The sequence below is a fragment of the Pseudomonas sp. HLS-6 TE3448 genome (assembly GCF_053629555.1).
The window spans coordinates 2,068,340-2,090,675 of sequence record NZ_JBRJIO010000001.1 but is presented as its reverse complement, the minus strand read 5'-3'; the positions used below and the strand labels follow the sequence as shown (position 1 = coordinate 2,090,675).

Genomic DNA, 22,336 nt, shown 5'->3' with positions numbered 1-22,336 from the left:
CCTCAAGGAGAATAGTCATGACCTATCTGATCGACGCCTGGCTGGAACGCCCTCACCCTTGCCTGCGCATCCTGCACCGGGAAACCGGCGAGGTCTGTGCCGTGCTCGAAGAAGATGCACTGCATGAGCTACACGCCCAGGGTGATCTGGACCTGAATGGTTTGAATTCAAACGAGCCGAATGTGCTCAAGGAACTGGTGCGCAACCTGTTTCTGTTTTCTTACGCACGGGCGTTGCGCCCGCTGTAATCGCCAGCAACGCTGGCTCCCGCACGGTTGCGCAGAAGCCGGCATTGCCGCTGCCGGAGAGCCGAGCCCCCAGCAACGCCAGGGCTTACAGAACGTCGAGCAGCTCGACGTCGAAGACCAGTACGCTGTGCGGCGGGATGCTGCCAACGCCCTGAGCGCCGTAGGCCAGCTCGCTCGGTACGTACAGGCGCCATTTGCTACCAGCGTTCATCAGTTGCAGGGCTTCGGTCCAGCCAGCGATCACGCCGCTAACAGGGAACTCAGCAGGCTGACCGCGCTCGTAGGAGCTGTCGAAGACAGTGCCGTCGATCAGGGTGCCGTGGTAGTGGGTACGGACGCTGTCATCGCGAGTCGGCTTAGCACCTTCACCAGCGGTCAGTACTTCAAACTGCAGGCCCGAAGCCAGGGTAGTGATACCTTCACGCTTGGCGTTTTCAGCCAGGAAGGCCTTGCCTTCGCCGGCCGCAGCTTCAGCCTTGGCAGCCGCTTGCGCTTGCATGATGTCGCGGATGACCTTGAAGCTGGCCGACAGCGCTTCTTCGCTGACACGGCTAGCCTGGCCATTGAACGCGTCGGTCAGACCGGCCAGGATCGCTTCCAGGTTGACGCCTGGTGGTGGGTTGTCACGCAGTTGACCACCCAGCTGACGGCCGATGCCGTAGCTGACGCGCGTTTCGTCGGTAGACAGGTTGATTTCGGACATTGGCTTGCTCCGCTACAGGGCGCACGAACACCGCGCCCTTCATGAAAAGGGCGAGCAGCCTAGCACACTGCGGCGCAGCAGTTCAGCTACCAGGCCGAACGCCGGGAAATCGGCACTTTCAGATCCTCTTCCGCTGTGCTGCTCATGCCGCACATTTCGTCCTGCACCGACCAATGCACCAGGTTCAGCGGCAGGTCTGGCAACCCCTGCAACTGCCCGCGCGCCTCTTCCACAGAGTGCACGCGCAAGCGCTGGCCTCGTGTATCAGACAACGGGTGGGCGCGCCCATGTACGCGTGCCTCAAGCAGGTAATCCCCCCCTTCGATAGCGATCAGGTTGAGTTCCTCGACATGACCAGCCCTGGCCTCGGTATTCAGATCGTGCAGGTTCATTGCAGCACCTCACTACTGGGACATACGAGCGACTGTTCATTCTTCGTACAGGGATGAACAAAGTACAAGCCAGAAACGCAACCGCCCGTCCGTTTTGTAACGGACGGGCGGTTTCAAGCACACCGAGCAAAACGCAATCAGTGCTTGGTCAATTTGTCCAGGTAACCCATTGCGAACGCAGACACCACAAAGGTCATGTGGATGATCACATACCACATCAGGTACTGCGTCTCGATGTTCCGCGCGTCCATGAAAACCCGCAACAGGTGGATCGAGGAGATCGCCACGATCGAGGCCGCCACCTTCATCTTCAGTGAGGTGGAGTCCATCTTGCCCAGCCAACTGAGCTTTTCCTTGTCGTCATCGATGTTCAGTTGCGAGACGAAGTTCTCATAGCCGGAGAACATCACCATGACCAGCAGGCCACCCACCAGGGACATGTCGATCAACGAAAGGATCACCAGGATCAGGTCGGCTTCAGCCATGGAAAACACGTTGGGCAATACGTGGAAGATTTCCTGGAAAAATTTCAGTGCCAGCGCCAGCAGCCCCAAGGACAAACCAAAGTAGATGGGCGCGAGCAGCCAGCGAGAGGCATACATCGTGTTTTCGATAAAACGTTCCATTAAAAAACTCATCGGTGGCGAGAAAACGGGCACAAGTATACCAGCCACGAATGACAGAAAAAGCCCGCGTCAGGTTGCCGCAAGGCAACCGGGGGCAGCCCTCAGGTCTCTGGATGGAACTGGAAATCACCCACGTGATGCACCCGTTCGCCGTTGATCCGTCTGAGCTGTGCCTGCAAGTGAATGCACCAGATCTGTGGCCCATCCGCAACTTGATACCCATGCAAGGTCAGGCTATCGACGATGGCATTGAGTACTGACTCAGCGACGTAAGGACCGTGGAACGGCCCCTGAGCCTTGATCGCGGAAGGTTGCTCGCCAGCCATGCCGGCGGCGAAAAGCAGCGTCCACATACCATTGTCACCGGCCAGCGGACGAATGCTGCATTCAATGCGGGTGACCAGACCCAGGCATTGACGAGTAAGGCTGAGGCTGCGCGGCATGGCGACGATCCTCGGAGAAACCCTGTTCAGCTCCCATCGGGAGCTGTCTCTATCCTGTACCTACGACTGTCCATGATCTGAAGAATAGAAGAAAACCGACAGCGACAAGCGGTAGCACAGCAGCGGGCGCCGAATGGTCATACCGACCCTGGCGCCCACCCTCCCCCGTCAGGACGACTTGACCTCGACCAACGCTTGTTCAGCGTGCTCTTTCTCCGCCTCCTTGAGCTCCTCGTCGCTGATCATCTCGGCAATTTCCCGCAGCCGCTCGACCACCCTGGCATTGACGCTACCCTCGGGGAACTGACCTTCGGCATCGGGCGTACCGGCGGGTTCGCCCACCAGCAGGCTCAATGCCTCATCGGCCTGGCTGACCGCATAGATGTGGAACTGCCCCGCGCGCACGGCCTGCAGTACCCGCTCATCGAGCATCAGTGTCGTGACGTTGGCACGCGGAATGATTGCCCCCTGTTCACCGGTCAGGCCACGGGCTTCGCAGAGCCGGAAGAAGCCCTCGATTTTCTCGTTGACCCCGCCGACAGCCTGCACCTCACCGAACTGGTTGATGGAACCGGTAATAGCGAAACACTGCTTGAGCGGGGTTCTCGACAACGCCGAAATCAGGGTACAGGCCTCACCGAGGGAGGCGCTGTCGCCGTCGACGTAACCGTAGGACTGCTCCAGCGCAATACTTGCGGAAATGGCCAACGGGAATTCCTGGGCATAACGACTGCCCAGGTAACCGGTCAGGATCATTACCCCCTTGGAGTGAATCGGCTGGCCCAGATTGACCTCTCGCTCGATGTCGACGATGCCACTTCCACCTGGGTACACCGTGGCGGAAATCCGTGCCGGCACGCCGAACGCCGAATCACCCACTTCAAGCACTGTCAGGCCGTTGCACTTGCCCACGGCCGCACCTTCGGTGTCGATCAGGATGATCCCGGCAAGCATGTCGTCGAGAATCCGCGCCGAAACCCTGCCAGTACGCGTGGCCTTGGCCCTGAGCGCCCGCTCGATATGGCCGCAGTCGGTCATTTCATCGTTGGCTAGGTGGCGAATGAAGTCCGCCTCGCTGACCAGTTGGAACAGGTCACCGATTCGCGCCGACAAACGCCCTTGATGCTCGGCCAAACGCGCACTGTAGGTTGCCAGGCGTGCGACCGCATCGGCAGTCAACGGCGCCATGCCTTCCTCGCTGGTACGGGTTTTGAGCAACTGCGCGAATTGTTCCAGGCTCTCGTCGACCATTGGAATGTCTTCGTCGAAATCCACCAGCACCCGGAACATTTCCTGGAAGTCCGGATCATGGTCCTGCAGGGCGTAGTACAGCTGGCGGGCCCCAATGATGACGACTTTGACCTGCAGCGGAATCATCTGCGGCGTAAGGCTGACGGTGGCCACACGCCCCAGTTCGCCCAACGGTGACTCCATTTTCAGTTTGCGCGATTGCAAGGCACGCTTGAGCGCATCCCAGACAAAGGGTTCGCCCAGCATTTTCTCGGCTTCAAGAATCAGGAAACCACCATTTGCACGGTGCAGCGCGCCGGGACGCAGTTGCCGATAGCTGGTGTAGAGCGCCCCTTGATCGGTGCTGTATTCGATACGGCCAAACAGGTTGTCGTAAGTCGGGTGCGGCTCAAACACCACCGGCGCACCGCCACTGACCGGATGCCCAACCACCAGGCTTGGCGCATATTGCTCTTCCAGCATCTTGCGGGCCACCGCGTCGCTTTTGCTGTCGTCGACCAGTTGTTCGACCACCGTGCGCAACAAGTTGACCTGCATGGCTTGCAGATAGGCGCAGACGGCGGCGTTCTCCGCGTACTTTTCCGAGAGCGGCGACAACAGCGGCTGCAAGGCCAGGGTAATGGTTTCTTCGTTGAGCTGACGCAACTGGTTGCTCGACTCGCGCTTCCACTGCGGCAAGCTGGCCAGCTCTTCGTTCAGACGCTCTTCCAGTGCGGCAATGTCCTCGTGGAAACGCTCACGCTCGGCTTCAGGCAACTGCGCAAACTCGGCCTCATCCAGCGCCTTGCCGTCACTCATCGGGGTGAAGGCAACGTTACTGCTGTCACGATACAGGGCAACGTCCTTTTCCAGGGACGCCCGCTCGATGACATCAAGGGCACGGTCATAGCGCTGATTGAAACCGCGGTCGATGGCGCTTTTTTTCTGCTGGAACGAGGGGTGCTCGAACACCGCCGGGAAGGTTGCCAGCAGGTTGTCGATCAAGCCGCCAATATCAGCGATGAACGCTCCGGCGCTGCCAGGCGGCAACTCCAGTGCCTTGGCTTCGCGCGGGTCATCGAAGTTGTTGACGTAGACCCAGTCCGAGGGGGTATGCAGGCGCTTGCCTTCGGCTTTCAGGTAGCGCTTGACGAATGAGAAGCGCCCGGTGCCGGGCTCACCCATGACAAAAACGTTGTACCCAGGACGCGGCATGGCGACGCCAAACTGCAAGGCTTCGACGGCACGTTCCTGGCCAAGCACACCGCGAAAGGGCTCCAGATCATTGGTGGTGGTAAAAGCGAACTGTTCAGCGGAAAACGGCCGGGTCAAGGCTTCTGGCGCAAGACGCAGGCTCGCAGCAACAGGATCGGGCATCGGGCTTCCTTACTTCGGCGGGGCAGATGAAGCATTCTGGCGCCGGGAACCTGCGGCTTGCAAGGCTCTTCAACGCTTTCTGCAACAGGGCGAAACCTGCGCTGCACGTGCGCCGCCAGCAATCTTTCGCAATTAACCAGCGAACTGTTAGATCGTGCCTAAACTGAAGGCTGCGCGGCTGGGTAAATAACCGACCCGCGCTGGCTACTGGTCTCACCGATATGCCAGATAACCCTGACCTTTGGTTTGTACTTCTTAGAAAGAGAACAATGCTATGAAACGGATTCTTCTGGGTACTCTGTTCGCCGCCGCATCCCTGAACGCCATGGCCCAGGCGCCTGGCGGCCCGGATTGCGGCTGGGGCAACCTGCTGTTCGAGGGCCAGCGCGGTACACCGGCCCACTTCCTTGCATCGACCACCAATGGCACCTCCGGTAACGCAACGTTCGGCATGACGTCCGGCACTAACGGCTGCGCGACCAATGCCGCGCTGACGTATGGCGGCAAGTCGTGGTTCGCCATGAATGGCATGATGAACGAACTGTCTGAAGACATGGCCAAAGGCCAAGGTGAAGCACTGACCACGTACGCCGTCGTTCTTGGCGTAGCGCCCGAAGACCGCGCGCACTTCGCCGCCGTCACCCACCAACATTTCCAGGAGATCTTCAAGACTGCAGACATCACCGCTGAAGATGTCCACACCAATACCCTGGCAGTTTTGAAAAGCGACCCACGCCTGGCCAAATACGCGACCCAGGCTTAAGCTCGGCCTACCCGCCCCTGATGGGGCGGGTTGTTCTTCGCCTCTATCGGCATCATTCAGACGTAGTTGCCCGACATGCTCAAACGCCTTGCCTACCTGGCGCTCTGTGCCTGCGCCCCGTTGCATGCAGCTCCCGTTTTCGACGACAACCGCCTGAACCAGTTGGCCAATGATCGCTACTGGATCGCTTTGGGTCACTACGAAACCGCCAAGCTTGGTGGCTGGCGAAGTTATGTCGACGACCAACGTTTCTTTCTCGCCAAAGACGGAGGGCATCACCCTGATCTGGAGTTGAAGGCCACGCTCCAGGCGCTCTATGCACCAGCAAGCCTGGGTGACAAGCATGCGCAGTGCGTGTTCCCGGCACGCACCCGCTGGCTGCGCGAACAACTGCAGTTGAATGACCTGCCCGCACCGGACTGCAAGGAATACCCTCAGTGGTTCAAGGATGTTTCGCCACACAGTGCGGTGATGATCTTCCCGGCAGCCTACTTGAACAGCCCCTCATCGATGTTCGGCCATACCCTGCTGCGTATCGATCAGGCCGATGTGCAAAAGAACGACACGGCGTTACTGAGTTACGCGATCAACTTTGGCGCCTACATAGAAGGCAACGACAACAGCATCCTTTATGCCTGGAAAGGCCTGATGGGCGGCTATCCGGGCCTGTTTGCACTGGTGCCCTATCAGGAAAAGCTTTCGGAATACCGCAGCCTGGAAAACCGCGACCTGTGGGAGTACCGCTTGAACCTGACCCCGGAAGAAACCGGGCGCATGGTCGAGCACGTGTGGGAACTCAAACAGATTCGCTTCGACTACTTTTTCTTTGACGAAAACTGCTCTTACCGTTTGCTCGAGTTGCTACAGGTGGCTCGCCCAAGCCTGGACCTGACCTCGCAGTTCCCGCTCACGGCCATTCCTACCGACACCGTCAAGGCCGTCAAGCAATCGGGGCTGGTGGAGCGTATCGACTATCGGCCTTCGCGCGAACGTGAATTGCTGGAGCGCGCAGCGCCACTGGATGCCGAGGAGCAGCGCCAGGTGCTGGCCGTCAGTGCCGATACCGCACAACTGCAAAGCCCGGTGTTCAGCGCACTGCCACGTGACCGCCAGGCCTTGGTGCAAGACGCCGCCTACCGCCTGGAACGCTACCGTGCCAATGGCCAGGAGCGTGATCCGGCGCGCGCCAAACGCAGCTTTGAACTGCTGCGAGCGATCAACCGCAACCCTCCACCTGAGCTCGATATAAAGCGGCCAGGGCTGCCCGAAGATGGCCATCAGTCGCGCACCTGGCAGTTAGGGGTGGGCACACGAGAAGACCGTGCGTTCGCCGAGTATGGCCTGCGCATGGCTTACCACGACCTCAACGACAATATGTATGGCTTCCCGCTGGGGGCGCAAATCGAAATCCTCCAGCTGAAACTACGCCAGTACGAAAACAACCAGTGGCAACTGCAACGCCTGGACCTGGCGACCATTCGCTCGCTGACCCCGCGCAACGCCCTGTTGCAACCCTGGTCATGGCAAGTCGCAGGTGGCCTGGAGCGGGTGCTTGGCAGGGAGGGTGACGAAACCCTGGTCAGTCATGTAAATGGCGGCGCTGGCGGCACTTGGGCGCTGAGCGACGAAATGCTCGGCTTTGCCCTTGGAACCGTAAGGGTCGAGCACAACGCCGACTTCGCCGGCTTCATTGCGCCAGCAGCGGGCTTCAACACCGGCCTTTTGTGGCGTAACGGGCTGGGCAACCTGAGCCTGGAGGCCAAGGGCGATTACTTTACCAATGGCGAAGTGCGCCGAAGCCTGAGCCTGAACCAGCAGTGGGAGCTGTCGAACAACCTCGGCCTGCGCCTGAGCGCAAAACGCGATTTCAGCGCGTTCACCACAGCGCAGAACGAGGTGATGCTTGAGCTCAAGTGGTACAACTACTGATTAGCCGCTGTGTACTGGCCCCTGTGTACGGATCTTTGTGCACTGGCCTTTTCGGCGATTGCCAATAGCACTCGGGAGACGACCGTGACGGTTGTCAGGCCGCAGCTTTAATAGCTGGCGACTTTCGCAAAGATGTACCACGCTACCTGCACAACCGCCAATATGAGGCCGGCTGGGACAATGGCTTTCGCCAGTGCCAGGCCATGCAGGAGCATCAGGACCTGCAAGACTACCGTGCCCGCCATTGGGACGATCACGAAGAACAATGGCAGCAGGAGAAAGACCGCGATGCGGCGACGCAAACAGGTCGCAACCGGGTCAGCCAGAGTGCGCACGTCTGTCAGCAGGGTCTCCTGAGAAGGAGCCGTTCATGAGTCGTGCATTCGTCAATGAAGATCAAGCCGGTGACCAGGCTGATCAGCCCGTTGAACGTCAGATCAGCGAGCAACCCAACTACGTCACCGCCCGAGGTCTTACCTTGCTGCATGAGCGTGTCGCCGAATTGAACACGCTGCGCAGTGAACTGCTCGCCCAAGGTGAGCAGGCAGACAAGCAGCGGCTCGTGGAGACCGAGCGTGACCTGCGCTATTTCAATGCCAAGGTGCAGAGTGCGCTGGTGGTTGCGCCAGCGGCATCACGGGACAAGGTGCAGATTGGCAGCCACGTGACCTTTGCCGATGAAAGCGGTCAGCAGCATCAGGTTCAACTGGTCGGAGAAGATCAGGCCTATGCCGCAAGCGGCCTGATCAACTGGGGTTCACCCCTGGGCCGGGCGCTGCTGGGCGCCAAGCCAGGGGACGAAGTGGTGTGGCGACGACCGGCGGGTGATCAGTCGATCGAGATCATCGCCATCGAACCGGAGGCTTAAACGACGCCTTGAGCCAGCATGGCATCGGCAACTTTGACGAAGCCGGCAATGTTGGCGCCTTTGACGTAGTTGATTCGACCGTTTTCCTCACCGTAATGCACGCAGGCGTGGTGGATCGACTGCATGATGTTGTGCAGCTTGCTGTCCACTTCGCCAGCAGTCCACAACAGGCGCATGGCGTTCTGCGACATCTCCAGCCCGCTCACGGCCACGCCACCGGCGTTGGACGCCTTGCCTGGAGCGAAGAGGATGCCGGCCTCAAGGAAGATATCCACTGCCTCCAGGGTGGTCGGCATGTTTGCACCTTCGGCCACACAGAGGCAGCCATTGCTCAGCAAGGTGCGGGCATCGTCAGCGTCCAGTTCGTTCTGGGTGGCGCACGGCAGGGCGATGTCACACGGCAGGCTCCAGGGACGCTGACCGGCACGGAACTCCAGGCCAAAGTGCCCGCCCATCTCACTGAGGCGGCCACGCTTGACGTTCTTCAGCGCCATCAACGCGTCCCATTGCTCATCATTCAGGCCCGCTTCGCAATACAGGGTACCTTCGGAATCGGACAAGGAGATCACCTTGCCACCCAGGTCCATGACCTTGCGCGCGGGGCGTACTGGGCCACGTTGCCGGAACCGGAGATGGCAACACGGCGACCGTCAATGCGCAGGTTCTGACGCTTGAGCATCTCTTCGGCAAAGTAAACGCAACCGTAACCGGTCGCCTCAGGGCGGATCAGGCTGCCGCCGTAGGTCATGCCCTTGCCGGTCAGCACGGAGGTGAACTGGTTCGCCAGGCGCTTGTATTGGCCGAACATGAAGCCGATTTCCCGTGCGCCGACGCCGATATCACCGGCCGGTACGTCAAGGTCGGCACCAATGTGGCGGTACAGCTCGCTCATGAACGCCTGGCAGAAGCGCATCACTTCAGCGTCGCTCTTGCCTTTGGGGTCAAAGTCAGAGCCGCCCTTGCCGCCGCCCATGGGCAGCGAGGTCAGGGAGTTCTTGAAGACCTGTTCAAAGGCCAGGAACTTCAGCACGCCTAGGTTGACCGACGGGTGGAAACGCAAGCCGCCCTTGTAAGGGCCAATGGCACTGCTCATCTGGATACGATAACCGCGGTTGACCTGGACCTTGCCCTGATCGTCGACCCACGACACGCGGAACAGGATCGCGCGCTCAGGCTCGACCATACGCTCAAGAATACCGGCCTGCAGGTAGTGCGGATTGGCTTCCAGGAAGGGCCAGAGGCTGCGCAGTACCTCTTCCACCGCCTGATGGAATTCAGGCTGGGCTGGGTCACGTTTTTTCAGGCGTGCGAGGAAGTCTTCGACGGATTCGATCATGGGAAGGTCTCGGCAGATGATTAGCTTGTAAGAATTTTTCCCGGGACTTTATCAAGTCAAGGCGCACTGCGACAGTGCAAAATGTCGTTTTTTTGAAATTAAATGGTGCATTTATGTAAATGTATACACATTCAAGCGCGTCTTCAGCCAGGCTGTTTTGCCTGGGCCAGCGCATGCTTAGCCTTAGAGAGGCTGCCTTTCAGGCAACAGGTACGCCACATTTTTCGGCAAAAAAAAAACGGAGCCCGAAGGCCCCGTTCCAGTGCAAAACCGCGAGCGGTTATGCCAGTTTTTTGTGCCGTACCCGGTGCGGCTGGGCAGCAGCTTCGCCAAGACGCTTCTTGCGGTCGGCTTCGTACTCGGTGTAGTTACCCTCGAAGAATACCGCCTGGGAATCGTCCTCGTAGGCCAGGATGTGGGTGGCCACGCGGTCCAGGAACCAGCGATCGTGAGAGATCACGATAGCGGCGCCCGGGAAGTCCAGCAGGGCTTCTTCCAGCGAACGCAGGGTTTCCACGTCCAGGTCGTTGGACGGTTCGTCGAGCAGCAGGACGTTGGCGCCTTCCTTCAGGGTCAGGGCCAGGTGCAGACGGCCACGCTCACCACCGGAGAGGTCCTTGACGAACTTCTGCTGGTCGCCGCCCTTGAAGTTGAAGCGACCCACGTAGGTACGCGAAGGGATTTCGTAGTTACCGATACGGATCTGGTCGGAACCATCGGAGATCTGCTGGAACACGGTCTTGTTGCCGTCCAGGTCTTCGCGGCTCTGATCGACACAGGCCAGTTGCACGGTTTCACCGATCTCGATGGTGCCCGAGTCTGGTGTTTCCTTGCCCATCAGCATGCGGAACAGGGTCGATTTACCGGCACCGTTACCACCGATCACACCGACAATGGCGCCTTTAGGCATGCTGAACGACAGGTTGTCGATCAGTACACGGTCGCCATAACCCTTGGTGACGTTCTTGAACTCGATGACCTTGTCGCCCAGGCGCGGGCCAGCCGGGATATAGATCTCGTTGGTTTCGCTGCGTTTCTGGAATTCCTGCGATTGCATTTCTTCGAAGCGCTGCAGACGAGCCTTGGATTTCGACTGGCGTGCCTTGGCGCCTTTGCGCACCCACTCCAGTTCTTCCTTCATGGCCTTTTCATGGGCCGACTGCTGCTTGGATTCCTGGGCCAGACGATCCGACTTGGCTTCCAGCCAGCCCGAATAGTTGCCTTCGTACGGAATACCGGCGCCACGGTCGAGTTCGAGGATCCAGCCGGCGACGTTGTCGAGGAAGTAACGGTCGTGGGTAATCGCTACCACAGTACCCGGGAAGTCGTGCAGGAAGTGCTCGAGCCAGGCGACAGAGTCGGCATCCAGGTGGTTGGTCGGTTCGTCGAGCAGGAGCATGTCCGGTGCCGACAGCAGCAGGCGGCAGAGTGCTACACGACGCTTTTCACCACCCGACAGGTGTTCGACCTTGGCGTCCCAGGCAGGCAGACGCAGGGCATCGGCCGCCACTTCCAGCTGACGCTCCAGGTTGTGACCATCGCTGGCCTGCAGAATCGCCTCAAGCTTGGCCTGTTCAGCGGCCAGCTTGTCGAAATCGGCGTCAGGATCGGCGTACGCCGCATAGACTTCGTCCAGGCGAGCCTGGGCATCCTTGATCACGCTGACCGCTTCTTCGACCACTTCACGCACGGTTTTGGTTGGGTCGAGCTGTGGTTCCTGCGGCAGGTAACCGACATTCAGCTCCGGCATTGGCCGTGCTTCACCGTCGAACTCGGTATCAACACCCGCCATGATTTTCAACAGGGTGGATTTACCCGAACCGTTGAGGCCGAGCACGCCGATCTTGGCGCCGGGGAAAAACGACAGGGAGATGTTCTTCAAGATTTCCCGCTTCGGCGGAACAACTTTGCTCAGCCGATGCATGGTGTAGACGTATTGAGCCAAAACGTTGAGCTCCTGTAAGCAAGTAAATTCAAGGGGCCAATTGTATGACGTAAAAAAGTAAAAGCGACTATTAACTTGGCCAACCGATAGCCGTCAGGCCCAAGCTCAGGACCAGACAGGCCTGGGCCGCCGACATGGCACTTTGTCGGGATCTGCGAACAGGACTGGCACTTCGCCACAACTCAAGGCATGCTAAGCGCCCTTCGGGCGTCCAGCTTATGAGTACGCATCGGCCTGCACGGCTGAGCGTGAGGGTGCGCACCCAATAAGCAGCTCAAACCTGCCACAGCCAGCCATACCGCAGGATCAACGTTTGACCAATCTTACTCAGCCGTCCTCCCTGCGTACCGCCCCCTCCAGCTCGGGTTCATTGTTGCGCGGTTCGTTGAAAGGGGTGTTGGCCATCCTGGTATTGCTGCTGCTCGGCCTGCTGTTCTGGCTATTGATTGATCAGTACCACCATACCCTTGCCGATGAGCGCCAACACAGCCTGGATTCCAGCAACGAGTTGGCCGATCACCTGAGCCTGAACATGGCCCTCAAGGCTCAGACCGCACTCAATCAGGTTCAACCCTACCCGCTGCCCCCGGACGACCGCGCGCTACCGAAGGTGGTGGCCAATCTGCAGCGCGCACTGCCCTCACTGCGCAGCATCGCCTGGTTCGACAGCCAGGCACGCCCGTTGCGCGACAGCCTCGGCGAATCGCCTGACCAGCATGCTATTGAAGAATTGATACGGCTGAGCAATGGCCACCCGTACTACTTCAGTAACAACAGTGACAACAGTTACATCTACCTGCTGCTACGCCAATCAGATCGGCCGACCAGCGGTTACTGGCTGCTGCGCCTGAGCCCTGAGTATTACAGCGCGCTGGCCGAACACCTGGACAACCCCACCCGCCCCTTGTGGCTGCTGGAAAACAGCCGAACGGCTGAAATCATCAATCAACATCGCTCACCTGAAACGCCACGGCCAGCCAACGCCGAGCCACTGCAGAGCGTACTGCTGACATTCCTCGATAACAGCGACTGGCAACTGCGCGGCCTCTACGATGCCGAATTGAGTCGTCAGCAACTGTTGCCTGCTCTGATCAGTAAATGCCTGCTTGGCCTGATCTGCGCCCTGCTGCCGCTGCTGGCATTGGCCAGCATGCGCAAGCGCCAACGCGCACTGCAAGAAGGACGCCGACGCTACCAGGATATTTTCGAAGGGACAGGGGTCGCCCTTTGTGTGCTGGACTTGTCCGGCCTGATCAATACGCTTGAACGACTGCGCCTGCGTGGCCAAGACCAGCTTGAGCACCGCCTGCTGCTTGACCGGTCCCTGCGCAACACGTTGCTGCAGGAGTTGAAAGTCACCGAGGTCAATCAAGTCGCCCTGCAACTGCTGGGGGTTGAATGCCGCAACGGTGCCTGGCAACGCCTGATTGCTGGCGATACACACAACGAAGGGATTGGCCTGCAACTGGTCGAAGCCGTCCTGAACAATCAACATCAGCTTGAGCTGGAGGTTCGCCTCAGTGGTGCCGATGACCAGGAGCTGCACCTGTGGCTGACGGTGCGTTTCCCCGAGCAACGCGCTGACTATCAAGCGGTAACCCTCAGCATCAGCGATATTACCAGCCGCAAGCAGGTCGAGCTGTCGCTGCTGGAGCGTGAAAGTTTCTGGTCGAACGTGGTCCGTACCGTACCGGATCAACTCTACGTGCAGGACGTGCAAAACCAACGGATGATCTTCAGCAATCGGCACCTGGGCCAGACCCTGGGTTACTCCCGTACCGAACTGGAGACGATGGGCGAGCGATTCTGGGAAATCCTTCTGCACCCTGAAGACGCCACACTCTACAACCGGATGCGTCAGCAACAGCGCGAGAGTGGCTACCTGGAACAACTGCACTGCCAGCTACGTTTCCGTCACCGTGACCAGGGTTGGCGTCGTTATGATATTCGCGAAGAGGTCCTGACCCGCGACAACGATGGCAACGTCACCCGCATCATTGGCGTGGCCAAAGACGTTACCGAGCAGATAGAGGCCAGCGAATCGCTGCGTGACAGCGAACAGCGTTACCGCATGCTTGCCGAAAGTATCAGCGACGTCATCTTCTCCACCGACAGCATGCTGAAGCCCAACTATGTCAGCCCCTCGGTACACGCGGTATTGGGCTACGAGGTCGACTGGATTTTCGAGAACGGCTGGCAATCGACCATTGCCAACCCGGCACAGTTGACCGGCATCTACAGCCTGATCGAACGCCTCAACCGTGCCCTGCACGCTCCAGAACAACTGGAGCAATTGCGTACCCAGCTTCCCACTCAGTTGTTCCTGTTCGACTGCCTGCGCGCCGATGGTCGCAAGATCCCGATCGAACTGCGCCTGGTACTGGTCTGGGATGAGCACAATCGGTTCGAGGGCATACTCGGCGTCGGCCGTGACATCAGCCAGCAGCGCCGCGCTGAAAAAGACCTGCGCATGGCTGCGACAGTGTTTGAGCACTCGACTTCGGCCATCCTGATCACCGACCCGGCGGGCTATATCGTCCAGTCCAACGAAGCCTTCAGCCGCGTCAGCGGCTACAGCGCAGCAGAGGTGCTCGACCAACTGCCAAATATGCTGACGGTCGACGAACAGCAGGAAGCGCACCTGCGCTACGTGGTCAAACAGTTGCACATCCGCGGCACCTGGGAAGGTGAAGTCTGGCTTAAACGTCGCACCGGCGAGCATTACCCGGCCTGGGTCGGCATTACCGCTGTGCTCGACGACGAAGGCGACCTGGCCAGCTATGTGTGTTTCTTTACCGACATCAGCGAGCGCAAGGCCAGCGAACAACGCATTCACCGTCTGGCCTACTACGACGCCCTGACGCACCTGCCGAACCGCACGCTGTTCCAGGACCGCCTGCACACCGCACTGCAGCAAGCTGATCGTCAAAAGGCCTGGGTGGTGCTGATGTTCCTCGACCTGGACCGTTTCAAGCCGATCAATGACTCCCTTGGCCACGCGGCCGGCGACCGTATGCTCAAGGACATGGCCGAACGCCTGCTCGACTGTGTCGACACTGACGACACCGTTGCGCGCATGGGCGGCGACGAATTCACGCTGCTGCTGCAACCACGCGCAACCCGCGAGATGGCGCTGAACCGCGCCATCAATGTGGCCGAACAGATCCTCAACAGCCTGGTTCGTCCCTTTGTGCTGGAAAACCGCGAGTTCTTCGTCACCGCCAGTATCGGTATTGCCCTGAGCCCTCAGGATGGCAGCGAACTCAGCCAACTGATGAAAAACGCCGACACCGCGATGTACCACGCCAAGGAGCGCGGCAAGAACAACTTCCAGTTCTACCAGGCGGATATGAACGCCAGTGCGCTGGAGCGCCTGGAGCTGGAAAGCGACCTGCGCCATGCACTGGAGCAGAACGAGTTCATCCTGTACTACCAACCGCAGTTCAGCGGCGACGGCAAACGCCTGACCGGCGCCGAAGCGCTCCTGCGCTGGCGCCACCCAACCCGTGGCCTGGTACCGCCGGGCGACTTTATTCCGGTGATTGAGGAGTTGGGGCTGGTGGTCGATGTCGGTGACTGGGTACTGCGTGAAGCCAGTCGTCAGCTCAAAGAGTGGCACCAGGCCAAGGTACGGGTACCGAAAGTTTCGGTGAACATTTCTGCGAGACAGTTTTCCGATGGGCAACTGGGTACCCGCATCGCCACGATCCTCAACGAAACCGGCGTTCCACCGGCGTGCCTGGAACTGGAGCTGACCGAAAGTATCTTGATGCGCGAGGTCAACGAGGCCATGCAGATACTCGCCAGCCTGAAAAACCTCGGCCTGAGCATTGCGGTCGACGACTTCGGTACTGGCTATTCGTCACTGAACTACCTCAAGCAGTTCCCGATCGACGTGCTGAAGATCGACCGCACCTTCGTCGATGGCCTGCCCGAAGGCGAGCAGGATGGCCAGATCGCCCGTGCGATCATCGCCATGGCCCACAGCCTGAACCTGGCAGTAATCGCCGAGGGTGTGGAAACCCATGAACAGCTGGAGTTCCTCCGAGAACACGGTTGTGATGAGGTTCAGGGCTACCTGTTCGGTCGGCCAATGCCGGCCCACCAGTTTGAAGCCCAGTTCAGCAACGAAACGCTGTTCATGTTCCAGTAACCCTGCGCATCCCCCCCTTGTACAGGCTCGGGGATGGCGCCGGGCAACACAAACAGCGGCAAATGAGCCCCACTTGTCTGCGACATGATGCCCTTTCATATGCCAGACAAAAGCCGATGAGGTAGAATGCCTCCCTTTTCCAGCCCGATCCTTGAGGACCGCCATGTTCAGCCGTGATTTGACCATTGCCAAGTACGACGCCGATCTCTTTGCCGCCATGGAGCAAGAAGCTCAGCGCCAGGAAGAGCACATCGAGCTGATCGCCTCGGAAAACTACACCAGCCCGGCCGTGATGGAAGCCCAGGGTTCGGTTCTGACCAACAAGTACGCCGAAGGTTACCCAGGCAAGCGTTACTACGGTGGTTGCGAGTACGTCGACGTGGTCGAGCAACTGGCCATCGACCGCGCCAAGCAGCTGTTCGGCGCAGACTACGCCAACGTTCAGCCACACGCAGGTTCGCAAGCCAACAGCGCCGTTTACCTGGCCCTGCTGCAAGCTGGCGACACCATCCTGGGCATGAGCCTGGCACACGGTGGTCACCTGACCCACGGCGCCAGCGTCAGCGCTTCGGGCAAGCTGTACAACGCCATTCAGTACGGTATCGATGCCAACGGCCTGATCGACTACGACGAAGTCGAGCGTCTGGCCCTGGAACACAAGCCGAAGATGATCGTTGCCGGCTTCTCCGCCTACTCGCAAGTGCTGGACTTCCCGCGCTTCCGTGAAATCGCCGACAAGGTCGGTGCCTACCTGTTCGTCGACATGGCTCACGTTGCCGGTCTGGTTGCAGCTGGCGTTTACCCGAACCCGGTTCCGTTCGCTGACGTGGTCACTACCACTACCCACAAGACCCTGCGTGGCCCACGTGGCGGCCTGATCCTCGCTCGCAAGAACGAAGAGATCGAGAAGAAGCTGAACTCGGCCGTATTCCCGGGTGCCCAAGGCGGCCCGCTGGAGCACGTGATTGCCGCCAAGGCCATCTGCTTCAAGGAAGCGCTGCAGCCGGAGTTCAAGGCTTACCAGCAACAAGTGGTGAAAAACGCCCAGGCCATGGCCAGCGTCTTCATCGAGCGCGGTTTCGACGTCGTTTCCGGTGGCACTCAGAACCACCTGTTCCTGCTCTCGCTGATCAAGCAGGAAATCTCGGGTAAAGACGCTGACGCTGCACTGGGCAAAGCCTTCATCACCGTCAACAAGAACTCGGTACCCAACGACCCACGCTCCCCGTTCGTCACCTCCGGTCTGCGCTTCGGTACCCCGGCTGTGACCACTCGCGGCTTCAAAGAGGCTGAGTGCAAGGAACTGGCTGGCTGGATCTGCGACATCCTGGACGACCTGAACAACGAAGCGGTGATCGACGCCGTTCGTGAGAAGGTCAAGGCCATCTGCGCCAAGCTGCCGGTATACGGCGCTTGATCGCGGTTCGCTGAATGAAGAGCCCGGCCTTGAGCCGGGCTTTTTTTCGCCTGCGTAATTAATTAACGCAGCGGGCAACCGCCTTGTCATTAGGTTCAGCGAATACGAAGGCCCATGTGCCTTTGTCACTCAATGAACTACAAGGCGAACACCATGCCCACCCATCGACAGAACTCGTTCCTCGCCCACCTGCGTACTCAGGCATACCCCATTCATTGCCTTGACGTCCTGCGGGGAACTCCGGCAGAAGTCATCGCCCCGTTCGGCGGCGAAGGCTTCTTGGCCGGGGCGTTGCAACCCCGAAGTGACGCCCATTTGCTAGGCCATCAACCGCCTGCCAACGGCAACACCGTGGAGCCCTTGACCCTGTACTTCAGGCATGCTCCCGAAGGTTACTACCTGTATGTCCGCTCACTTGGCCCGTATTTTGGCCGAGGCATCAGTGCCGATGATAATGGCCACATTGGCGCATTTATGATCAAGGAGCGGGAGCCCATCCCCTTCAAGCTGATCCATCCACAACGTGGCGAAACGTCACTTGAGCATATAAAACATGATCGTGTTGGCATGTTTTTGCAGCGTGCAGGTAAAGGATTCGTGCATCGGAGCAGCCGACATGACGCTGAGCCTACCTACCTCAACACGGCGGGAGGGAGCCCACTGGGTTTCATTCTGGATATCCAGGAGCGCAATGCACCCTGGCTGAGCTACCCGGATGAGTTCTGAGGATAGAACCGCAATGCCCCACGGTACGACCATCAGGGCATTGTTCCTCCTGCCCTCACCGGCGTGGGGAAATTACCTTGGTTCTCGCCCCTCTGGATGCACGTCATACCGGCGAAAGGCCCAAGACGGGAGCTAAATCTGATCAGGAGATCACCTGCTATGCCTACCGATAAACAACTTTCCTTTACCGCTTACATGCTGATAAACGGCCACAGCCTCATCGCTCTGGACGAAGCCACCGACCGTCCCGTTATCGTGCCTCACCCTGCACGACCTGAAGGGCTGGAAGTCTCGCAGGCCCTGGGTGCACTCGGCGGTACCGACGAAGACTGGGAGCAAGACCGCAACGACGGCCTGATAGATTTTCATGTGGTGAGCGATGTCTCGCCCACGGAGTTCTATTTCCGACACAGCGAAGGACTGTATCGACTCTACGTGCGCAGCGGCAAATACCTGAACCACGGCGTATTCATGACCGCCGAAGGCGTACCTCAGGCGTGCCCGATTGATGGCGTTGATCCTTGCGCCTGGCAGTTACGCCATGCGCACAACAACCAAGCGGTCGACCTCTCGAACCTACCTACCGATTTCGCCATGATCAACCTTGAAGAAGCGGCTACCGGGGCGAGCATGAGCATGACGCTCATCGGTCAGGGTAACGGCGGCTACCTGACCGCTGGTTATGCACCGTCGGGCACCAAATTGCGCTTGAACATCCTTGCCCGCGACGTCGATTGGTTGAGCGCCAGTTAACAAGCAGCCTACAGCTGCTCGAATGCTGAGCGAATCTGTTCTTCAGGCAAATCGTCGCCGATGAACACCACGACGCTCTCCCGCGTCTGGTCCTGCTCCCAGGCGCGGTCCCAGTCGAAACCATACAACTTCAAGACACCCTGGAACACCAGCCGGCGTGGCTCGCCTTCAATATTGAGCACCCCTTTGTAACGCAACAGCTGTCGGCCATGGTCTTCGAGCAGGCGATTCATGAAGTCGCTGAGCCGGTCGATGTTCAGGGGCTTCTCGGTACGCAGTACCATGCTGCTTATGCGGTCACCGCTATTGCCTTGTGCAACCGGGCGCAAGCTCAGACCACCACCCAGGTCGGCATTGAGATTGAAGCCGCGCACATCAAGCAACTCGGACAGGTCGATCTTGCCGTGCTCTACCACATGAATCGGCGCACGACGATTGATCCGTCCAAGACGCTCGCTCAAGGCCTGGAACTGGGCGGCATCGACCAGATCGGTTTTGCTCACCAGCAGGCGATCGGCAAAACCGACCTGGGCCTGGGCAATGGTCTGGGTCAGGTGGAGGTCGGCATGCGCCGCATCGACCAAGGTGATAATGCCATCAAGGATGTAGCGCTCACGCAGTTCTTCGTCGATGAAGAAGGTTTGTGCCACGGGTGCGGGGTCGGCAAGGCCGGTGCATTCGATCACTAAACGGTCGAAGGCGATCTCGCCACTGTCCAGGCGCTCCAGCAAAAGGAACAGGGCCTTGGTCAGGTCGGTATGGATGCTGCAGCAAACACAACCATTGGCCAGGGTCATGACCTGCACCGGTTCGTCACCCAGCAGCTCCGTGTCGATACCTGCATCGCTGAATTCGTTTTCGATCACGGCGATCTTCAGGCCGTGCTCGGCCTTGAGCAGGTGGCGCAACAAGGTGGTCTTGCCTGCACCGAGAAAACCACTGAGCACGGTAACGGGGATTGGAGGTAGCACGCGCAAAATCTCCTGAACGCTAAAAATGACTGTGGGAGCGCGGCGTACCGTGCTCCCACAGGTTTATTACAGGCCGTCAGCCAAGGTTAACAGCACTTGGGCCCACCCTTCCCCCCGTAACGCGCCTCCTGACGTTCCCTGAAGAACGCCTCGTAGCTCATCACCGGCTTGTCCGGGTGTTTGGTTTGCATATGCTCGACGTAAGTGTCGTAGTCGGGCATACCGACCATCAGGCGGGCTGCCTGCCCCAGGTACTTACCCAGTCGACCAAGGTCGTTGAACATGACTGCATTCCTCAGTGTTTACGCGTCCGGCACAGGGTGGAACGGGGTTTCCTTATCACTACGCTCTTTCTTGCCAAGGGCGGCAATACCGACCTTCAGTGCGAAGAACAGGATACTGAACACCACGAACAGGAACAGGCCGGTCAACGCCGCGTTGGTGTAGGCGTTGAAGATAACGTGTTGCATCTGGTTGATGTCCTTGGCCGGTGCCAGTACCTGACCGGCATCCAGTGCCGCACTGTACTTGTCGGCCAGCGCCAGGAAACCGACCGCCGGGCTCGGATCGAACAGCTTGATGAAGCCCGCGGTGGTGGTGCAGATCAGCAGCCAGACAGCAGGCAACAGGGTGACCCAGATGTAGCGCTGGCGCTTCATCTTGATCAACACCACAGTACCCAGCATCAGCGCAATGCCCGCCAGCATCTGGTTGGAGATACCGAACAGCGGCCACAAGGTGTTGATCCCGCCCAACGGATCGATCACGCCCTGGTACAGCAGATACCCCCACATGGCCACACAACCGGCTGTTGCCAGCAGGTTGGCAGTCCACGACTCAGTGCGTTTGAGCGCCGGAATGAAGGAGCCCAACAGATCCTGCAACATGAAGCGTCCGGCACGGGTACCCGCATCCACCGCCGTGAGGATGAACAGCGCCTCAAACAGGATCGCGAAGTGGTACCAGAAGGCCATGGTGTTCTCACCCGGCAGCACCTGGTGCAGGATCTGCGCGATACCGACCGCCAGGGTCGGGGCACCGCCCGCACGGGCCAGGATGGTGTGCTCACCGATGTCCTTGGCTACGCCCTCAAGCACATCTGGCGTGATGGCAAAGCCCCAGTTGCTGACCGTCTGCGCCACCGCGACCACATCGCTACCGACTACGGCAGGCGGGCTGTTCATGGCGAAGTAGACACCTGGTTCGATCACCGAAGCAGCGACCATGGCCATGATGGCTACGAACGATTCCATCAGCATGCCGCCGTAGCCGATGTAGCGGGCGTTGGTTTCGTTGTCGAGCAGCTTCGGCGTGGTACCCGAGGAGATCAGGGCATGGAAGCCCGATACCGCACCACACGCGATGGTGATAAACAGGAACGGAAACAGGGTGCCTTTCCAGACAGGGCCGGTACCGTCGGTGAACTGGGTCAGCGCGGGCATTTTCAGCTCAGGCGCGATGACCAGAATGCCGATCGCCAGACCTACGATGGTGCCGATCTTGAGGAAGGTCGAGAGGTAGTCACGGGGTGCCAGCACCAGCCACACAGGCAGTACGGCAGCCACAAAGCCGTAACCCACCAACAGCCAGGTGATTTGTACGCCGGTGAAGGTGAAGACCTTGGACCAGGTCGGATCGGCAGCAACCTGCCCGCCCAGCCAGATCGACAGCAACAGCAGGACAACACCCATCAGCGAGATTTCGCCAATACGCCCCGGGCGGATGTAGCGCATGTAAACGCCCATGAACATCGCGATCGGGATGGTCGCCATCACCGTGAACATGCCCCATGGGCTCTCGGCCAGGGCCTTGACCACGATGAGCGCCAACACCGCGAGGATGATGATCATGATCAGGAAGCAGCCGAACAGGGCAATGGTGCCCGGAATCCGGCCCATCTCTTCACGGACCATGTCACCCAGCGAACGGCCGTTGCGACGGGTGGACAGGAACAACACCATGAAGTCCTGAACAGCACCTGCCAGCACCACACCGGCAATCAGCCAGAGCGTACCGGGCAGATAGCCCATCTGCGCAGCCAGAACCGGTCCGACCAGCGGCCCTGCGCCAGCAATCGCGGCAAAGTGGTGGCCGAACAGGATGTGCTTGTTGGTCGGGACATAGTCCAGACCATCGTTATTGAGTACCGCCGGTGTCGCCCGACGTGGATCGAGCTGCATCACCTTGGTGGCGATGAACAGGCTGTAGTAACGGTAGGCAACCAGGTAGATAGCCACCGCCGCGACTACAATCCACAAGGCATTGATGGCTTCACCGCGACGCAGGGCAACCACACCCAACGCACAGGCTCCGATGATTGCCAGCGCTAGCCACGGCAAGTGGCGCAGCAGGCTATTATTGTTGTTCATGATTAGCTTCCAGCTAGTGGATTGAAAGACTGCCCGACGAGTCTAGGGCGAGTCATCGCACATTGCCATACCTGCTACGATCTAGAG

Annotated in this window: 17 protein-coding genes and 2 pseudogenes; 9 read left to right on the top strand and 10 right to left on the bottom strand. The window is 59.3% G+C overall.

The annotated features are described in order from the left end of the window. Positions 1-17: 17 nt before the first annotated feature. Positions 18-248, top strand: a complete 231-nt coding sequence (locus AB7M23_RS09615; RefSeq protein WP_099773501.1) for a PA4570 family protein — start codon at positions 18-20, stop codon at positions 246-248. A gap of 85 nt (positions 249-333) precedes the next feature. On the opposite strand, the gene AB7M23_RS09610 is transcribed toward AB7M23_RS09615, so the two are convergent. From AB7M23_RS09610 to AB7M23_RS09590, 5 genes are all read right to left on the bottom strand, one after another. Further along, the gene (locus AB7M23_RS09610; protein ID WP_065760622.1) at positions 334-951 is read right to left on the bottom strand and encodes an FKBP-type peptidyl-prolyl cis-trans isomerase; all 618 of its coding nucleotides are present in this window, start codon (positions 949-951) and stop codon (positions 334-336) included. 86 nt (positions 952-1,037) lie between these two features. Then, positions 1,038-1,343, bottom strand: coding sequence for a DUF6482 family protein (locus AB7M23_RS09605; RefSeq protein ID WP_065760623.1), 306 nt, complete (start codon positions 1,341-1,343; stop codon positions 1,038-1,040). 137 nt (positions 1,344-1,480) lie between these two features. Further along, positions 1,481-1,969: a TIGR00645 family protein gene (locus AB7M23_RS09600; RefSeq protein WP_065760624.1), complete on the bottom strand. Its 489-nt coding sequence runs from the start codon at positions 1,967-1,969 to the stop codon at positions 1,481-1,483. 101 nt (positions 1,970-2,070) lie between these two features. Next, positions 2,071-2,412: a PA4575 family protein gene (locus AB7M23_RS09595; RefSeq protein ID WP_065760625.1), complete on the bottom strand. Its 342-nt coding sequence runs from the start codon at positions 2,410-2,412 to the stop codon at positions 2,071-2,073. Between the two features lie 168 nt (positions 2,413-2,580). After that, a complete protein-coding gene (locus tag AB7M23_RS09590) occupies positions 2,581-5,019 on the bottom strand; it encodes a Lon protease family protein (protein WP_065760626.1) in 2,439 nt (812 codons plus the stop codon). 274 nt (positions 5,020-5,293) lie between these two features. On the opposite strand from AB7M23_RS09590, the gene AB7M23_RS09585 reads away from it, so the two are divergent. The 4 genes and pseudogenes from AB7M23_RS09585 to AB7M23_RS09570 all read left to right on the top strand — a co-directional run bounded on the left by AB7M23_RS09585 (position 5,294) and on the right by AB7M23_RS09570 (position 8,579). Further along, the gene (locus AB7M23_RS09585; protein WP_099773498.1) at positions 5,294-5,782 is read left to right on the top strand and encodes a DUF3015 domain-containing protein; all 489 of its coding nucleotides are present in this window, start codon (positions 5,294-5,296) and stop codon (positions 5,780-5,782) included. Between the two features lie 75 nt (positions 5,783-5,857). Next, positions 5,858-7,711, top strand: coding sequence for an Lnb N-terminal periplasmic domain-containing protein (locus tag AB7M23_RS09580; RefSeq protein ID WP_454240688.1), 1,854 nt, complete (start codon positions 5,858-5,860; stop codon positions 7,709-7,711). Between the two features lie 83 nt (positions 7,712-7,794). Further along, a pseudogene (locus AB7M23_RS09575) lies at positions 7,795-8,007 on the top strand (hypothetical protein); the annotation flags it as partial. A 74-nt stretch (positions 8,008-8,081) separates the two neighbouring features. After that, positions 8,082-8,579 carry a GreA/GreB family elongation factor gene (locus AB7M23_RS09570; protein WP_099773496.1) on the top strand — a complete coding sequence of 166 codons (498 nt, stop codon included), beginning with the start codon at positions 8,082-8,084 and terminating at the stop codon, positions 8,577-8,579. On the opposite strand, the pseudogene gdhA reads toward AB7M23_RS09570, so the two are convergent. After that, a pseudogene (gene gdhA / locus AB7M23_RS09565) lies at positions 8,576-9,915 on the bottom strand (NADP-specific glutamate dehydrogenase). The gene AB7M23_RS09570 and the pseudogene gdhA overlap by 4 nt on opposite strands. Before the next feature lie 280 nt (positions 9,916-10,195). Further along, the gene (gene ettA / locus AB7M23_RS09560; RefSeq protein ID WP_065759270.1) at positions 10,196-11,860 is read right to left on the bottom strand and encodes an energy-dependent translational throttle protein EttA; all 1,665 of its coding nucleotides are present in this window, start codon (positions 11,858-11,860) and stop codon (positions 10,196-10,198) included. 313 nt (positions 11,861-12,173) lie between these two features. Between ettA and AB7M23_RS09555 the strand changes: the two genes are divergently transcribed. The 4 genes from AB7M23_RS09555 (at position 12,174) to AB7M23_RS09540 (ending at position 18,909) form a co-directional block, all read left to right on the top strand. Beyond that, complete coding sequence (locus AB7M23_RS09555; protein ID WP_454240687.1) at positions 12,174-16,013, top strand: sensor domain-containing protein; 3,840 nt, start codon at positions 12,174-12,176, stop codon at positions 16,011-16,013. A 163-nt stretch (positions 16,014-16,176) separates the two neighbouring features. Next, a complete protein-coding gene (glyA, locus tag AB7M23_RS09550) occupies positions 16,177-17,430 on the top strand; it encodes a serine hydroxymethyltransferase (RefSeq protein WP_065759272.1) in 1,254 nt (417 codons plus the stop codon). 153 nt (positions 17,431-17,583) lie between these two features. Then, positions 17,584-18,156, top strand: coding sequence for a hypothetical protein (locus AB7M23_RS09545; RefSeq protein ID WP_454240686.1), 573 nt, complete (start codon positions 17,584-17,586; stop codon positions 18,154-18,156). Positions 18,157-18,315: 159 nt separating this feature from the next. Next, positions 18,316-18,909 carry a hypothetical protein gene (locus tag AB7M23_RS09540; protein ID WP_454240685.1) on the top strand — a complete coding sequence of 198 codons (594 nt, stop codon included), beginning with the start codon at positions 18,316-18,318 and terminating at the stop codon, positions 18,907-18,909. An 8-nt stretch (positions 18,910-18,917) separates the two neighbouring features. On the opposite strand, the gene yjiA is transcribed toward AB7M23_RS09540, so the two are convergent. From yjiA to AB7M23_RS09525, 3 genes are all read right to left on the bottom strand, one after another. After that, the gene (gene yjiA / locus AB7M23_RS09535; protein ID WP_099773491.1) at positions 18,918-19,880 is read right to left on the bottom strand and encodes a GTPase; all 963 of its coding nucleotides are present in this window, start codon (positions 19,878-19,880) and stop codon (positions 18,918-18,920) included. 86 nt (positions 19,881-19,966) lie between these two features. Next, the gene (locus AB7M23_RS09530; protein WP_065759275.1) at positions 19,967-20,164 is read right to left on the bottom strand and encodes a YbdD/YjiX family protein; all 198 of its coding nucleotides are present in this window, start codon (positions 20,162-20,164) and stop codon (positions 19,967-19,969) included. Positions 20,165-20,182: 18 nt separating this feature from the next. Further along, complete coding sequence (locus tag AB7M23_RS09525; RefSeq protein WP_065759276.1) at positions 20,183-22,249, bottom strand: carbon starvation CstA family protein; 2,067 nt, start codon at positions 22,247-22,249, stop codon at positions 20,183-20,185. Positions 22,250-22,336 lie beyond the last annotated feature (87 nt).

Coding starts and splice junctions, on each gene's coding strand:
- AB7M23_RS09585 (WP_099773498.1), top strand. CDS start 5,294: ATGAAACGGATTCTTCTGGGTACTCTGTTCGCCGCCGCATCCCTGAAC.
- AB7M23_RS09540 (WP_454240685.1), top strand. CDS start 18,316: ATGCCTACCGATAAACAACTTTCCTTTACCGCTTACATGCTGATAAAC.
- AB7M23_RS09530 (WP_065759275.1), bottom strand. CDS start 20,164: ATGTTCAACGACCTTGGTCGACTGGGTAAGTACCTGGGGCAGGCAGCC.
- AB7M23_RS09570 (WP_099773496.1), top strand. CDS start 8,082: ATGAGTCGTGCATTCGTCAATGAAGATCAAGCCGGTGACCAGGCTGAT.
- AB7M23_RS09580 (WP_454240688.1), top strand. CDS start 5,858: ATGCTCAAACGCCTTGCCTACCTGGCGCTCTGTGCCTGCGCCCCGTTG.
- AB7M23_RS09545 (WP_454240686.1), top strand. CDS start 17,584: ATGCCCACCCATCGACAGAACTCGTTCCTCGCCCACCTGCGTACTCAG.
- glyA (WP_065759272.1), top strand. CDS start 16,177: ATGTTCAGCCGTGATTTGACCATTGCCAAGTACGACGCCGATCTCTTT.
- AB7M23_RS09605 (WP_065760623.1), bottom strand. CDS start 1,343: ATGAACCTGCACGATCTGAATACCGAGGCCAGGGCTGGTCATGTCGAG.
- AB7M23_RS09590 (WP_065760626.1), bottom strand. CDS start 5,019: ATGCCCGATCCTGTTGCTGCGAGCCTGCGTCTTGCGCCAGAAGCCTTG.
- AB7M23_RS09615 (WP_099773501.1), top strand. CDS start 18: ATGACCTATCTGATCGACGCCTGGCTGGAACGCCCTCACCCTTGCCTG.
- AB7M23_RS09600 (WP_065760624.1), bottom strand. CDS start 1,969: ATGGAACGTTTTATCGAAAACACGATGTATGCCTCTCGCTGGCTGCTC.
- AB7M23_RS09595 (WP_065760625.1), bottom strand. CDS start 2,412: ATGCCGCGCAGCCTCAGCCTTACTCGTCAATGCCTGGGTCTGGTCACC.
- AB7M23_RS09525 (WP_065759276.1), bottom strand. CDS start 22,249: ATGAACAACAATAATAGCCTGCTGCGCCACTTGCCGTGGCTAGCGCTG.
- AB7M23_RS09610 (WP_065760622.1), bottom strand. CDS start 951: ATGTCCGAAATCAACCTGTCTACCGACGAAACGCGCGTCAGCTACGGC.